15 protein-coding genes are annotated in these 14,225 nt (G+C 70.3%); 7 read left to right on the top strand and 8 right to left on the bottom strand.

The genetic code is table 11. The features are described from left to right. Nucleotides 1-672 carry a succinate dehydrogenase gene (locus tag ACH4TV_RS21315; RefSeq protein WP_398400737.1) on the bottom strand — a complete coding sequence of 224 codons (672 nt, stop codon included), beginning with the start codon at nt 670-672 and terminating at the stop codon, nt 1-3. Between the two features lie 130 nt (nt 673-802). Between ACH4TV_RS21315 and ACH4TV_RS21310 the strand changes: the two genes are divergently transcribed. Next, the gene (locus ACH4TV_RS21310; RefSeq protein WP_398400274.1) at nt 803-1,687 is read left to right on the top strand and encodes a LysR family transcriptional regulator; all 885 of its coding nucleotides are present in this window, start codon (nt 803-805) and stop codon (nt 1,685-1,687) included. Nucleotides 1,688-1,712: 25 nt separating this feature from the next. On the opposite strand, the gene ACH4TV_RS21305 is transcribed toward ACH4TV_RS21310, so the two are convergent. The 4 genes from ACH4TV_RS21305 to ACH4TV_RS21290 form a co-directional block, all read right to left on the bottom strand. Further along, entirely contained in the window at nt 1,713-2,129 is a 417-nt protein-coding gene (locus ACH4TV_RS21305) for a DUF4440 domain-containing protein (protein WP_398400273.1), read from the bottom strand. A gap of 50 nt (nt 2,130-2,179) precedes the next feature. Further along, on the bottom strand, nt 2,180-4,324 hold the full coding sequence (locus ACH4TV_RS21300; RefSeq protein WP_398400271.1) for a putative bifunctional diguanylate cyclase/phosphodiesterase: 2,145 nt from the start codon (nt 4,322-4,324) through the stop codon (nt 2,180-2,182). Then, on the bottom strand, nt 4,321-5,133 hold the full coding sequence (locus tag ACH4TV_RS21295; RefSeq protein ID WP_398400269.1) for an SAM-dependent methyltransferase: 813 nt from the start codon (nt 5,131-5,133) through the stop codon (nt 4,321-4,323). Before ACH4TV_RS21295 ends, ACH4TV_RS21300 begins: the two co-directional genes overlap by 4 nt. Nucleotides 5,134-5,498: 365 nt before the next feature. Next, complete coding sequence (locus ACH4TV_RS21290; protein ID WP_398400267.1) at nt 5,499-6,503, bottom strand: SCO0930 family lipoprotein; 1,005 nt, start codon at nt 6,501-6,503, stop codon at nt 5,499-5,501. A gap of 273 nt (nt 6,504-6,776) precedes the next feature. Here ACH4TV_RS21290 and ACH4TV_RS21285 point away from each other — a divergent pair, with 273 nt between their 5' ends. The 3 genes from ACH4TV_RS21285 (at nt 6,777) to ACH4TV_RS21275 (ending at nt 9,095) form a co-directional block, all read left to right on the top strand. Continuing rightward, on the top strand, nt 6,777-7,526 hold the full coding sequence (locus tag ACH4TV_RS21285) for a hypothetical protein (protein ID WP_398400264.1): 750 nt from the start codon (nt 6,777-6,779) through the stop codon (nt 7,524-7,526). 18 nt (nt 7,527-7,544) lie between these two features. Continuing rightward, complete coding sequence (locus tag ACH4TV_RS21280) at nt 7,545-8,309, top strand: hypothetical protein (protein WP_398400261.1); 765 nt, start codon at nt 7,545-7,547, stop codon at nt 8,307-8,309. 261 nt (nt 8,310-8,570) lie between these two features. After that, nucleotides 8,571-9,095 carry a hypothetical protein gene (locus ACH4TV_RS21275; RefSeq protein ID WP_398400259.1) on the top strand — a complete coding sequence of 175 codons (525 nt, stop codon included), beginning with the start codon at nt 8,571-8,573 and terminating at the stop codon, nt 9,093-9,095. Between the two features lie 90 nt (nt 9,096-9,185). Here the strand turns inward: ACH4TV_RS21275 and ACH4TV_RS21270 are convergent, their stop codons facing one another. Then, the gene (locus tag ACH4TV_RS21270) at nt 9,186-9,674 is read right to left on the bottom strand and encodes a hypothetical protein (RefSeq protein WP_398400257.1); all 489 of its coding nucleotides are present in this window, start codon (nt 9,672-9,674) and stop codon (nt 9,186-9,188) included. Between the two features lie 395 nt (nt 9,675-10,069). Between ACH4TV_RS21270 and ACH4TV_RS21265 the strand changes: the two genes are divergently transcribed. Next, complete coding sequence (locus tag ACH4TV_RS21265; RefSeq protein ID WP_398400254.1) at nt 10,070-10,732, top strand: class F sortase; 663 nt, start codon at nt 10,070-10,072, stop codon at nt 10,730-10,732. A 44-nt stretch (nt 10,733-10,776) separates the two neighbouring features. On the opposite strand, the gene ACH4TV_RS21260 is transcribed toward ACH4TV_RS21265, so the two are convergent. Continuing rightward, nucleotides 10,777-11,622, bottom strand: a complete 846-nt coding sequence (locus ACH4TV_RS21260; protein WP_398400252.1) for a polysaccharide deacetylase family protein — start codon at nt 11,620-11,622, stop codon at nt 10,777-10,779. A gap of 171 nt (nt 11,623-11,793) precedes the next feature. On the opposite strand from ACH4TV_RS21260, the gene ACH4TV_RS21255 reads away from it, so the two are divergent. After that, nucleotides 11,794-12,270 (top strand): universal stress protein, encoded by a 477-nt coding sequence (locus ACH4TV_RS21255; protein ID WP_398400250.1) that lies wholly within the window; start codon nt 11,794-11,796, stop codon nt 12,268-12,270. A gap of 15 nt (nt 12,271-12,285) precedes the next feature. Here ACH4TV_RS21255 and ACH4TV_RS21250 read toward each other — a convergent pair whose 3' ends face one another. Then, the gene (locus ACH4TV_RS21250; protein WP_398400736.1) at nt 12,286-13,437 is read right to left on the bottom strand and encodes a CapA family protein; all 1,152 of its coding nucleotides are present in this window, start codon (nt 13,435-13,437) and stop codon (nt 12,286-12,288) included. 205 nt (nt 13,438-13,642) lie between these two features. Between ACH4TV_RS21250 and ACH4TV_RS21245 the strand changes: the two genes are divergently transcribed. Next, a complete protein-coding gene (locus ACH4TV_RS21245; protein ID WP_398400248.1) occupies nt 13,643-14,191 on the top strand; it encodes a sigma-70 family RNA polymerase sigma factor in 549 nt (182 codons plus the stop codon). Nucleotides 14,192-14,225: the final 34 nt, after the last annotated feature.

Genomic DNA, 14,225 nt, shown 5'->3' with positions numbered 1-14,225 from the left:
TCAGCTCACCACTCCGGTCATGACGCCCACGGGTACGGCGAGGAAACCGGCCGTGAGCAGCAGCGCGAGAACGTTGGCGACGGTCTTGAGGGCGCGGTCGCGGGTGCGGCTGCCGACGCCGAGGGTCTGGGCGGCGCTCCAGAAGCCGTGCCGGATGTGCAGGCCGAGGGCAAGCATCGCGACGATGTAGATGACGTTGCCGTACCAGGTGGAGAAGGTGTCGACGACGTTCTGGTAGGGGTGGCCCTCCTGGAAGCCGCCCGAGTGCACGGTGCCGGTGGTCAGGTCGAGGATGTGCCAGACGATGAACAGGGCGAGGATGATCCCGCCCCAGCGCATGGTGCGCGTCGCGTAGCTCGACCGCGCCTTCTTGTGCACGTACTTGCTCGGCCGGGCCCGGAGGTCGCGGCGGCTGAGCTGGTAGGCGGAGGTGGCATGGGCGACGACGGCGGCCACGAGCACGACGCGGACGAGCCAGAGCGTCCACTCGTCGTGCATGAAGGGCTCGCCGACCGTGCGCAGCCAGTGCGCGTAGTGGTTGAACTCGCCGGGCCCGAAGAAGATCTTCAGGTTGCCGATCATGTGGACGACGAGATACAGCAGCATGATCAGACCGCTCACGGCCATGACTGTCTTCTTGCCGACGGACGAGTCCCACACGGTACGTGCGATGGACGGCCGTCGGTCCGTCCGCGTTGCCAGAGCCATGGCTCAGACGCTAGGCCGGGAAACCCTGATCGGTCCAAGACATGGTCCGGCTCGTTTCCATAGACACAGCCTATGCAAGCCGTACCCTGGACGCATGCAGTTCCAGCAGCTCCAGTACTTCGTGGCGGTCGCCGAGACCCGGCACTTCACCCGGGCCGCCGATGTCGTCCATGTCGCGCAGCCCTCGCTCTCGCAGCAGATCAAGGCGCTGGAGCGGGAGTTGGGGGCGGATCTGTTCCATCGGGCGCGCGGCAACATCACGCTCACGGACGCCGGCGAGGCGCTCCTGCCGCTGGCCCGGCGCATCCTGGCCGACGCGGACACGGCCCGGCACGAGGTGCAGGAGCTGGTGCAGCTGCGGGCGGGCCGGGTGCGGCTCGGTGCGACGCCGAGCCTGTGCACGGGTCTGCTGCCGGACGTGCTGCGCGCCTTCCACGACCGCTATCCCGCCATCCGGCTGCTGGTCGAGGAGAGCGGCTCGCACGATCTCGTACGGGAGCTGGCGCGCGGCGCTCTCGATCTCGCCCTGGTCGTTCTCCCGCTGCCGGCCCCGGCTCCGGCGCTGACCACGGTGGAGGTGCTGCGCGAGGACCTGGTGGTGGTGTCGTCCCCGGAGGCACCCGCCCCCGGCCGGGGGCGGCGGACCGTCCGCGTCGCCGACCTGGAGGGCGAGCGCCTGGTGATGTTCCGGCACGGCTACGACCTGCGCGAACTGACCGTGGCCGCGTGTCGCGCCGCTGGGTTCGAGCCGGAGTTCGCGGTGGAGGGCGGGGAGATGGACGCGGTGCTGGGGTTTGTGCGGGCGGGGCTGGGCGTGGCCGTCGTGCCGCGCATGGTGGCCAGCCGGTCGGGGCGCGGGCTACGGGTAACTCCGTTGGCTCGGCCGGGATTGTTCCGGGCGATCGCGCTGGCGCACCGGAGTGATGTGGCTCCGCCTCGGGCGGCTCGGGAGTTGCAGCGGATGCTTTTGGAACGGTAGGGGGCGCTCAGGTCGTGGAGACAGCTCAGGTGGTACGTGGCTGGTCGCGCAGTTCCCCGTGCCCCTTACGGGGCACTGGTGTGCCCTGGTGGTAGTACATCCGCCAGCCCGTCTCCTCGTTCTGCTTGCGCCAGATCGAGCTTCGGCGGGCCCGGTGGCCGTCGAAGTCCGTCTCGTACGTGAGGTGCACCAGGCCGGGGGCCAGGACGGCGCCCGTGATGACCGACGGCTCGTAGCGGGGCCCCTCGGTCGAACCGCCCGGGTGGTCGGGCAGGTCGGCCACCATCTCGTCGTACGTGTAGCGCCGCCCCGAGGAACCGACCTCGACGAACTCGGGGTCCAACAGCGGGGCGGCGAGGGCGCGGGAGGCGCGGACAGCAGGGTCCATGAGGCGCAGCTCGGCCTCGATGGCCTCGCTCACGTCGGCTGATTCCGGGGTCACGCGCCCATCCTCGCGCGTGACCCCGGCGCCTTCGCAACCGAGTGGGGGTCTCAGCCCGTCGCGTCCACCAGGGCCAGGTCGTGGAGGCGTTCGGGTGGGCCGGGGCGGGCGTAGTACCAGCCCTGGGCTGTGTCGCAGCCGAGTATGCGCAACTGCTCGGCCTGGGCACCTGTTTCCACGCCCTCGACCGTGACCGCGAGGTCCAGGCTGTGGGCGAGGGAAACGATCCCCTCGACGATCTTGAGGTCGACGGGGTCCGCCGGGAACTGCTGCATGCCCTGGGTGAAGGAACGGTCGAGCTTGAGGATGCTCACCGGGAGTCGGCGCAGGTTGGCGAGGTTCGAGTAGCCGGTGCCGAAGTCGTCCAGGGCGATGTCCACACCCATCTCGGCCAGGCGGCGGAGCGGCTTCAGGAGGTCGTCGTCGGCGCCGATCAGGGCCGATTCCGTCACCTCCAGACACAGCACCTCGGGTTCCAGACCCGCGCGTTCCAGGATGTCGACCGTGTCCTGCACCAGCCCGGGGTGCGTGAGCTGGCAGGGGGACAGATTGACGTTGATGCGCAGCGGGCCCCCGGCCGGGTGGCCGCCGTACAGTTCCTGCCACTCGCGGGCCTGGCGGACCGACTGTTCCAGGACCCAGCGGCCCAACGGGACGATCAGGCCGGTGTGTTCGGCGAGCGGGATGAAGCGGTCGGGGCCGAGGACGCCGTGCTGCGGATGCAGCCAGCGCACCAGGGCCTCGGCGCCACGGACGCTGCCGTCGCCGAGGTGGACCAGCGGCTGGTACTCGATGAAGAACTCGTTCCGGTCCAGCGCGGCCGGCAGTGCCGTCGTCAGGCCGTGGCGGGTGATCGCCTTCAAGTCGGCCTCGGGGTCGGCGAGTTCGAAGCGGTTGCCGCCCGCCGACTTGGCCCGGTACATGGTGATGTCGGCGCTGCGCAGCACCTCCGCAGGGCCACGCTCCCCCGCCGGTCCCTCGACGATGCCGATGCTGCCGCGCACGGTCAGCTCACGGCCGTCGACGCTCACCGGGGCGACCAGTGCGTGCATGATGCGAGCGGCGAGTTCGTCGACCTCGGCCTCGGTGTCGGGGCCGGTGGTCAGCGCCACGAACTCGTCGCCGCCGAGCCGGGCCACCATCTCGCCCGGCGCCGTCGCGCAGGACTGGAGCCGGTCGGCGATCTCGACGAGCAGCCGGTCGCCGGCCGCGTGCCCGAGGCTGTCGTTGATGGTCTTGAAGCCGTCGAGGTCGAGATAGCACAGGCCGAAGCGCTGCCCCTCGCGCGCCGTCACCGCCTTCTCCAGGCGTTCGAAGAACAGGGTGCGGTTGGGCAGTCCGGTGAGCGCGTCGTGCGTGGCCTCGTAGCGCAGCCGGAGGTTGAGGAGCCGGCGCTCGGTGGTGTCCTCCATCAGGGCCAGCTGGTACTGGGGGTGACCGTCGGCGTCCCGGAGCAGGGAGACCGTGAGGTTGGTCCACAGGACCGTTCCGTCGGGGCGGTAGAACGCCTTCTCGACGTGGTAGTGCTCGCGCTCGCCGCGGACGAGTTCGTCGTACAGCCTCCAGGTCTGCGGGGCGTCGTCCGGGTGGGTCCACTCCGTGACCTTGCGGCCCCGTACGGTCTGCTCCGAGCCGCCGAACATGCGTTGCAGCGCGCCGTTTATCTGCAGGATGTTGCCGTCGAGGTCGGCGATGCCGATGCCTATGGCCGCGCCCTCGAAGACCGCGCGGAAGCGGGCCTCGCTGTCGTGCAGCGCCTCGGCGACCGCGCTGCGCGCGCTCTGCGCGGCCCAGGCGATCGCCTCCTGCTCGGCCAGTGTCCGGTCGCGCAGTGCCGTTGCGAAGCCGGCCGCCATGGCGTGCTGGAGCCGCGACGAACGGGCGCGCAGGTCGTCCTGCGGGCCGTCCTCACCGCAGTACAGCACCAGGTAGGCGTCCACGCAGTCGAGCGAGCGGCTGAGCGCCTCGGGGTCGGTGCAGTGCACGGAGACCAGCGCGGCGCCCACCGCCCGGCCCACCTCGGCCTCGAACGTCCTGGCCCGCAGCGCCTCGCTCAACCGCCCGGCGAGCGGCAGGAGGTGCTCCTCGAACTCCGGCCTGGTCAGCGAGGTGGAGGTCACCGGGTACACCGCCCGGCTCCAGATGGTCGCGAACCTGCGCAGTCTGTCCTGGGGGCCGTCCGGATCCGCGATCACGTCGTACGCCCCACGCCGGCGAATCCGGAGAAGGCGTAGGGATCCTCGTCCTCCAACGCCGTGTCCGGCCGCCAGCGCGGCATCGGCACCAGTCCCGGTTCCACCATGTCGTACCCTTCGAAGAACCGCGCGATCGAATCGCGCGAGCGCATGACCAGCGGGTTGCGAATGTCCTTGTACACGTCGACCGTGCCCTCGGCCCGTTCGGGCGACAGCGGGATTCCCTCGTACGAGGCATGCGTGAGGACGAGCAGACTGCCGGGCGCGAGCGCGTCGCGCAGCTCGGCGACCGCCGCGTACGGGTCGTCCGTGTCTTCCACGAAGTGCAGTATGGCAACGAGAAGCAGGGCCACTGGCCGGTTCTGGTCGATGAGGCCCTGCATCTGGGCGCTGGCCAGGATCTCCCGGGGCTTGCGCAGATCGGCGGCGAGGACGTCGGCGTGCTCGTTGCCGGCCAGCACCGCCTGGCTGTGTGCGACGGCAACCGGGTCGTGGTCGACGTACAGCACGCGCGCCTCGGGGCTCACTGCCTGGGCGACTTCGTGGACGCTGCCGAAGGTGGGAATGCCGGAGCCGATGTCGAGGAACTGGGTGATGCCCTCGGCTGCCGCGAAGCGGACGGCCCGGCGCATGAACGCACGGTTCGCCTGCATGATCTTCGGAAGTCCCGGCATGAACTCCATGGCCCTGCGGGCCGCTTCCCGGTCGACCTCGAAGTTGTGCGAACCGCCCAGGTAGAAGTCGTAGATCCGGGAAACGCTCGGCACCGAGATGTCGATGCCCCGGGGGGCCCAGGCGGGACGCTCCATCTATCTCTCTCCAAGGAGTTGGCAGGCGTTGGCGCTCCAGTGTTCGAGCTGAGGTTACTGATCGCCTGCCAAAGGAGCGAGCGGAAACGGAAATTGACCGTCCGTTCCCGGTCACTGCCTGCGGCACGTGCCGAATTGACGCGCCGCGAACTCCGCACGAAAAATGTCCGGAGGATTCCAAAGAGTTCTCAATGGGTACGAAGTCGCGGCGAAGTCCCGGAGAAATACGGCGAGTCAGGGACGATTCACCGGCAAATCGCCCTACTCGCCGGCGTGTTCCGGACATGCCGAAGCGGCCTGCTCCCTCCGTGCGGCACAGACTGTGCGACACGGAGGGAGCAGGCCCCTGGGGAAGTCGGTTCCTCCTACTGGCTCGGCTTGCCGACCGCCTTGCCATCGGGGGCGATGGCGTACCAAGTGCCGCCGACACCCTGACCGTTGGTGTCACCGGGAACCTTGTCACCGGCAAAGGTGTAGATCGGCCAGCAGTCGATGCTCTGCTGCTTGAGGCCGTCCGGACGGTTCAGGACGACATAGCCCCTACGGCCGTCGTTCTTGTTGTCGATGCCCTTGGTGTCGGCAGCGGCGACCGGGGCGATGACGGGCCACTTCTCGAGGCACGCTCCGACACAGGCCGACTTCATCGGCCACGGGGTGTCCTTCTCGAAGCGGTAGGCCGTCATGCCGTTCTTGTCGACGACGATCGTGCCGAGCTTGGGGTCGTTGCGGGTGGACAGGCCGGGCAGCGAGGCCAGCGTGGCCTTCTTGCCGTCGGGAGCGAGGCCGTACCACTTGCCGCCCACACCCTGGCCCTTGATGTCACCGGCCGCGGTGTCCTTGGCAAAGTAGTAGGCGGGCCAGCCGCCGACGGTCAGCTGCTTGGTGCCGTCGGAACGGGTCACCTCGCCGAGCAGTGCGGCATCGATACCGGCTCCGGCCGTGACATCGCCCGCCGGAACCGGCGGCCAGGCGGTGGCGCAGTCGCCGTCACAGCTGGACTTCGGCGGTTCGGCCGTGTCCGCGTCGAAACGGTAGATCGTACGACCGGAGCTGCTGGCCAGCACCTTGCCGATCTCCGCACTCGTGACCACGTTCAACTGACCAGCCGCGGCGGCGTTGCCCGCGGCTGCCTGCTCGCCATTGGCATCGGTGCCGGTACCCGTACCGGTACCTGTGCCCGTACCGGCGGTGCTCGTGCCGACCGTGGAACCGTTGCCACTGCTCGCGTTGCCGTAACCAGCGGCAGGAGCGGCGGCACCGACGTTCTGACTCGTCGAATCGGCGCCCTTGTCCTGACCGCACGCCGTCGTGAGCACCAGCACGGCCGCAGCTGACGCTACGAGTGAGGCGCTCCGCCAGGAGGTCTTCATTGTGAAACTCCCCGTAATCGTTAGGGTGTCGCGACGCCCTGCTGGGCCGCCGCACGGTCCTAGGTACGGGCGGTGGTGGTCACTTCGTTCAACCCCCGCACAAATTTCTTTCCGAACCCTGTGATCCCACCCGTCACACCTCGCACATGCGGACGGATCACCGCCGCACAGGGAACACCTGATCCAAACCTTCACCCCTGGTATGTCACCCCTTCGGGGCAATCCCCGCGCGCTCGGGCGCGCGCGAGGGCGCCAGGCCCCATGATCTTCGTCGTGCATGCACACACACGGACGCAATTCGCCCTCGCCATACGGATGTTGGCCCTGCTGGCACTGACCTGGCTGCTTGTCGGTGTGCCAAGCGGCACGGCGGCGGCGACCACGTGCGCCTATGTCTCCGCCGATCCCGACGGCAACGCGTCGGTGGAAGTGGTGGTCACGGGGGACGGTACGGCGGTCACGGTCGGCGGCGGCACACCGGTCGCCACCGGAGGCGGCTGGTCGGTCAGCGCGGGCAACGGTGGAGCGGCCGTCACCGGGAACGGTGCGACGGTCATCGCCGGCACCGGCTCCTGGTGCCCGAGTCCGACACCCCCACCGCCCTGCCCCACCCCGACCCCGACACCGACGCCCCCTCCGCCGCCCCCACCCACCGTGGAGCCGCCGCCGAGTCCGAGGCCCACACCCACGCCTCCCACGCCCACCCCGAAGCCCACTCCCCCGCAGAAACCGACGCCGACTCCAGAGCCGAAGCCACCGGCTCCGCCTCCCGCCCCGGCACCGGCGCCGCCGATCCCGAGCCCCCCGCCATCGCCCGCTCCCACCCCCACCCCCGCGCCCACCCCGAAGCGCACCCCGACGCCGAGTCCGAGCCCGACGCTGTCACCGGCTCCGGTGAGTTACCCGCCGTACCACGTGTCCGCCCGCAAACGGACCGTCCGCAGCGGCCCCTCACTGATCTCGTTCACCCTGCTCATCACGCTGCCCGCCGTGATCGCCGTCGCCGCACTGCGTCCGCGCTGACCCCTTGGAGGCATCCCCTTGTCGGAATGGCTTGTTCTCGCCGTCGCGATCGCGGCCGCGTGCGCGGTCGTCATCCTCATCACCTTCGTCCGGGACCGCAGGGCCCCGGAGGACGAGGATCCGTCCGACACCCCGGACGTGATCGAGTACATGACGATGTGGATCGGCGTGGTGTACGCCATCGTGCTGGGTCTGGCCATCGCCGGCGTCTGGGAGGCGCGCGGTGTCGCCCAGGACCACGTCTCGACCGAGGCCCACGCACTGCACGAGATCTCGGAGCGGGTCCGGGTCTACCCGCCCGACGTCCGTGACCGTATTCGGGACGACGTCAACGCCTATGTCGGACACGTCGTCAATACCGAGTGGCAGGAGATGTCCGACAACGGCAAGGTCACCGAGCGCGGCGACCAGCTGCTGCAGCGCATCCGCGTCGACGTCACCGACTACGAGCCGAAGACGGACTTCCAGGCGCAGGCCTACCAGCCGCTCCTCGACCAGGTGACCACGGCGGACCAGGCACGCACGGCCCGCGCCGACTCGACCGGGCCGACCATGCCCGGCGTCGTCTGGTTCGGCCTGATCGCGGGAGGCATGATCACGGTCGGCATGATCTTCGCCCTCCAGATCCGTCGCACACCCCGCGAACTGATCCTCGCCGGGCTGTTCTCCACCCTGATCGCCTTCCTGCTCTTCCTCATCTGGGACTTCGACGCGCCCTACAGCCGTGGCATCACGGCCACCGCGGATCCATTCCTGACGCTCTTTCCGGGCATCGGCAAGTGACGGCCCGCCGGATCCGATGACCGGCTGACGGTTCCTCACCGGACGCGCCCACGGGGGACACCCGCCACACGCGGGTGTCCCCCGGCTTGCTCAACGAGGCCCCCCGAGCGGCCCACATCCATGCCCCATTCGTACGACACCGATCGCGCGTGCGCACACGTGTTCCTAGCGTTTCGGATATCGAGGTGCATTTCTGGCGCGACCGGAACGGCGCGAGCGGAAAAGGTCCGCAGCTGCTCCTCGGGGACCCGGAGGACTCACATGCGCGCGATACGCGTCGCTTCGGCCGCACTGCTGGGCATCACCGCCCTCACGCTCACGGCACCCGCCGCTCACGCGACCGTCACGGACAACAGCGTCACGTCGTTCGGCTTCAGTGTCGTGCCCTCGACCATCGCGGCGGGCGGGCAGGTCACCCTGCGCGTGGACAGCTGCAACGACGACACCCGGGTCTCCTCCGGTGTCTTCGACCCGGTCACCATCCCCAAGGGACAGTCGTCGGCGACGGCGAAGGTCGACTGGGACGCCAAGCCGGGGGCCGCGTACCGGGTGACGTTCACGTGCGGCGGCGAGAGCGGCCATACGGACCTCACCATCGCCATCGGCCGGCCCAGCGACCCGACCCACTACCCCTTGCCCGTGCAGCGGGGTGTGCACGCCGGAGAGGGCGGCAGTGTCGCCGGCTTCGACCTCAAGGAGATCGGCCTCGGAGCCGCGCTCATCGCGGGGTCGATGGCGGTGGCGTACCACTTCTCACGCCGTCGCACCGGCGACGACAACGCCTGACGGCACCCGCGCAGCCCTTCGCCCCGGACCCTGACGGGTTCCGGGGCGAAGGGCTGTCGACGTGCGGTCCGCGCTCCGAAGGGGTGAGCGTCAGATCCTGCTCTCGGACCGGCGGCGCATCCAGAACACACCACCACCTACGAGCGCGGCGGCCACCAGCCCGCCCCCGATCGCCATGTCGGCCGGCGTGGCCCCGCTGGAGCTGCTGCCGCCGAGACCGCCCCGGACGCCACCGATGACCGTGAAGACACCGGCGAAGACCTTGGGCCGCCTCTCACAGGTGGTGGTGACGCTGTACGAACCCGCGGTGGCGTTCGCGTTGACGGTCACCGTCGCCGTCGCCGTGCTGCCGCCCATCGACTTGAGCCTGGTGGCCGGGAAGGCGTTGGAGCTGACGGTGCTGCCGTGCATGGTGCACGCGGAACCGTTGACCGTGAGCACCAGTTGCCCGCCCGGGGCGATGGCGCTCGGCGCGGCTGTGACGCCGGTCGGCTGGTCCCAGGCCGAAGCGGCCGGGGCGGCGAGCCCCACCGCGGCGACCGTGGCGGCAGACACCACCAGGGCACGAGTAGTACGCATCTGAACCTCCGCGGAAGGCGCCCCGGGAACCGTCCCCGGTAGATCGGCGAGAAAGCGCCTCCCAGACGAACCCTCAGATGCCTTGCGCGCAGCCGCATTTCGGGAATGGTCCGTCCTGGTGAGGGGACACGCCGAAGGAAGACCACACAATCAGATATTGCCGCAGGTCACGGACCGTCAGAAAAATACTTTCGACGGCAACTCGGATGGCTCACCCTGTACGTGCCAAGTCCACGCCACGTACGCACAGGACACTCACCGGTCCCCCACGAAGGACACGAACGGCACACCCGCCACCCGTTCGCTGCTGCCCCGTCGCCGGTTTCACGCCGGGCACTTAGCGTTCTCGTATGCGCGATTGACACGGCGACGGCCGGGTCGAGAGGGGATGGCGAATGGCTGCGTCCGAGGTGGCGGAAGAGGAGGAGCAGCGGAAGAAGCGCGCTCCGTGGGGCGTGATAGCGCTTGTTCTGCTGACCGGACTCGCTCTCATCCGGAACGGTTCGGGAGAGTTCGACGTGGGGCCGCCGCAGCCCGCCTCGGCGGCGGCAGCGGACAGCCGCCTGCCGGGCGGCACCTTCTCCGGCAGCCCGGCCGCGCTGCCGTACTCGGTGGCCGACCGGGTGCGGATCCCGGCGATCCAGGTCGACGCGCCGGTGCTGCCGGTGGGCCTGGACGCGGCCGGCTGGGTGGACGCCCCGCCGGCGGAGGACCCGAACCTGGCCGGCTGGTTCACCGGCGCGGTGTCGCCCGGCGAGAAGGGCACCGCGGTGGTCGTCGGTCATGTCGACAACAAACTGGGCCCCGCCGTCTTCTACGGACTCGGGGCCCTCAAAAAGGGAAATCGCGTCGAGGCCCAGCGCCAGGACGGAAAAGTGGCCGTGTTCGAGATCTACGGCATCGAGGTCTTCGACAAGAACAACTTCCCCGGCGACCGCGTCTACGGCAGCAAGGGCACCCCCGAATTGCGCGTCATCACCTGCGGGGGCGGTTTCTCGAAGCAGAACGGCTACAACGGGAATGTCGTGGTGTTCGCCCGCCTGGTCGAGGTTCGCTGAGCGTTTCCCGACCGGCGGGCGAAAGCCCGTATTCAGCAATTCCGTTACGTGTATTGCCTGCTCGGTACGGTGATGCGGTACCCGGAATCCAGCAGCTGAGGCAGATAGTCGCGCAGTGCCCGGACGCTCTGCGAGCGGTCGCCGCCCGCGTCGTGCGAGAGCACCACGACACCCGGGGCGGCGCCGCGCTCGACCCGGTCGACGATGGTGCGGGTGCCCGGGGTCATCCAGTCGAGGGTGTCGACGGTCCAGGCGAGCGGCTCCATGCCGAGGTCGGCCCCGAGTTGGAAGGCGGCCCGGTTCCAGGCGCCGTAGGGGGCGCGGAACCAGACGGGCGGTTCACCGTAGGCGTCCTCGATGACCTCGCAGGTCCGCTCCATCTGGGAGTGGATCGCGGAGCGGGTCAGGCGGGTGAGGAGGGGGTGGGACCAGGTGTGGTTGCCGACGACGTGCCCGTCCTCGGCCATCTCCGCCAGCAGGTCCTTGTGGTCGGCCGCCATCTCCCCGCACACGAAGAACATCGCGCGGACGTCGTGCTCGCGCAGGGTCCGCAGGATGTCCGGGGTGTAGCGGGGGTCGGGGCCGTCGTCGAAGGTCAGCACCATGGTGCGGCCACGTCCGGACACCCGCAGCAGCGGCTCGCGGCGGACCATGGTGCGCCCGTGGGTGACGGCGTGCGGCGGGCCGTACCCGGTGAGCGGCTGGAGACGGTAGGCGGAGGGCTTGAGTGCGATGTGCGCCGGGGCGCCCGCGGCGGGGGTGGCGGGCCGGGCGGCCGGGGTTCCGTCCCCGCCCGTGGTGAGCAGCACGGCCGTACCGGCGGCCGCCCCCGCGGCGGCGGCCCCGCCGATCAACACCCGGCGCCGCGTGAGCAACTGATCCTTCGTCATGAATCATCAGTCGCCCGATCCGGCCCCGACGCCCCGCATCGCCACCGGTGCGGCGGCTGGAAAACACCCGTTGGGACCAGTACGCGCCCCCGCCTCCCCCGGTGTCGACGGCGGCCGGTCGCGCCCTCCCCGCGTGCCCTGCGGTGCCCCCGCTCCCGATAGCCTCGAAGGGTGACGGAACAGCAGCGCTCCCCCCAGTTCGAGCATCGGTTCGAGCGGGGTACGGACGGTCCCAAGGTCATCGTGGTCGGTGTGGACGGCTCCGACTCCTCGCTCCGTGCCGCTGCCTACGCCGCGGGTCTGGCCCGGCGCCAGCACGCGCTGCTCGCCCTGGTGTACGTGCAGCCGGTGATGGCGGCGGGCGCCGCGTTCGGGGCGCCCGTGGCGGAGACGACGGATCAGATCGCCGAGGATCTCATCACGCAGATCCGGGAGGGCACCGAGCAGGTCAAGGGGATATTCGACGTCCGCTGGGAGTTCCACACCTTCCGCGGTGACCCGTACGCCGGCCTGGTGAAGGCCGCCGACGACCTCAAGGCGGACGCGGTGGTCGTCGGCGCGTCCGAGCAGGCGGGCCACCGGATCATCGGCTCGGTCGCGATCCGGCTGGTCAAGGCGGGCCGCTGGCCGGTGACGGTCGTGCCGTAGCCGCACCCCCGTGCACTACCGGCCCATCGTCAGGCCGTCCTGGCCCGCACCCCGGCTCAGCACGATGTCCCGGATGCGGTCGCGCACGGCGCTCACGTCGGCGCCCCGCGCGAGCGCCTCGTTCAGGTTCGTCACCCGGCCCGCGGCCAGGTCGTAGCCCTGGGGTACGAACTCGGCCCGGGTCACCTCCCAGCGGCCGCCCTCGCGGGCCGGCGGGGAGAAGGTGAAGCGGCCGAGGGTGCCCTGGTTGCCGCGCGGGTCCTTGAGGCCCGCGTAGTTGGTCATCTCGCCGGCGATCTGGTCGCCCATGCCGTAGACCACCCAGGTGCCGTTGACCTTCTCGTAGGCCTGCGGGACATGGGCGTGGGTGCCGAGGATCAGATCGAGGTCGGGGCGGCCGTCGTCGGTGCGGGACGCGGTGAGCCGGTCTGCCAGGCCCAGTTGCGTCTCGTCGGGCTCGTCCTGCCATTCGGTGCCCCAGTGCAGGGACACGACGACGACGTCGGCGCCGGCCCGGCGGGCGGCCCGGGCATCGGCGACGATCCGGCCCTCGTCGATGAGGTTGACGGCCCAGGGCTGCCCGTCCGGGAGCGGGTAACCGTTGGTGTCGTACGTGTAGGCGAGGTGGGCGACGTCGGCGGCGCCCGCGCGCAGCAGCGTGACCGCGCCCGCCTCGCCCGCCGTGCGCGCCGACCCCGCGTGGCGTACGCCCGCACGGTCGAGGGCGTCCAGGGTGCGGTGAATGCCGGTGGCACCGTCGTCCAGGGTGTGGTTGGAGGCGGTGGAGCAGCCGTCGTAGCCGGTGTCGGCGAGGGCCTGGGCGATCTCGGGCGGGGACTTGAAGGCGGGGTAGCCGGTGTAGTCGCCGTCCGCGCCGTACACGGTCTCCATGTGGCAGAGCGCCAGGTCGGCGCGGGAGACGACGGGGGCGATTCCGGCCAGCATCGGGCGGAAGTCGTAGCCGGAGCGGCCCGCGTCGGCGTGCGCGCGCTCGATGATCGAGGCGTGCGGCAGGACGTCCCCGGAGGCGACGAGGGTGAACCCGCGGGCGGCCGGGGGCGCCGCCGGCCGGCCGGTCGGGCCGGGTGGCTGTCCGGCCTGGCAGGCGGTGGTGGCCGTGGCGAGCAGGACCACCGCCAGGGCCGTGGTCGTCGGTCGGCTGAGCATGGTCATCGACTCACCCCGTTGCGGTCGTATGTACATATCCATCAGTACGAATCCGCATACGGGCCTAAACGGGGATAGGGCCGTTCAGATGAGGAACCCGCCGTTCAGACCGTTCGTCGCACCGTTCGCCGACGGGTTCGACCGTCCGCCGCACACCACGGTCCGTGCTCTGTCCCGAATCGGGCCCCTGCGATGCCATACGGCCATGACGGCCGGAACCACCATCACCCACGGGACGACGACCGCCGAGCACGAGCTGGCCGCGCTTCAGCGCGAGCACGGCCGACCGCTCTTCGCGCTGCTGCTGCGCCTGTGCGACGGCGACCGGCAGCGCGCCGAGGACCTGGTGCAGGAGACCCTCGTACGCGCCTGGCAGCACCCCGAGGCGCTGCGTGCCGACGACTTCGAGTCCGTACGGCCGTGGCTGCTGACCGTGGGACGGCGGCTCGCCATCGACGCGCGGCGGGCCCGGCAGGCGCGGCCCGCCGAGGTCGGGGACGCGGTCCTGGAGAACGCGCGGGTGTGTGCCGATCACGCGGAACGGTCCGCGGCGACGCTCGATGTGCGGGACGCTGTGAAGACACTCACTCCCGAGCACCGTGAAGTCCTGGTGCTGGTGTATTTCCAAGGGGCGAGTGTGGCGGAGGCCGCCACGGCGCTCGGTATTCCGCCCGGTACGGTGAAGTCTCGCGCGTACTACGCGCTGCGCGCCCTGCGCCGAGTCCTTCCGGGTTATGCAGCCGACCTGCGCTGAAACCAATGATCGGGTCAAACCTCGGTAAAGCGCC

This window comes from Streptomyces sp. NPDC020898 (assembly GCF_044333925.1).
Classification (GTDB): domain Bacteria; phylum Actinomycetota; class Actinomycetes; order Streptomycetales; family Streptomycetaceae; genus Streptomyces.
Note: the sequence above shows the minus strand (reverse complement) of the source record. Positions and strands in the feature narration are given on the sequence as shown.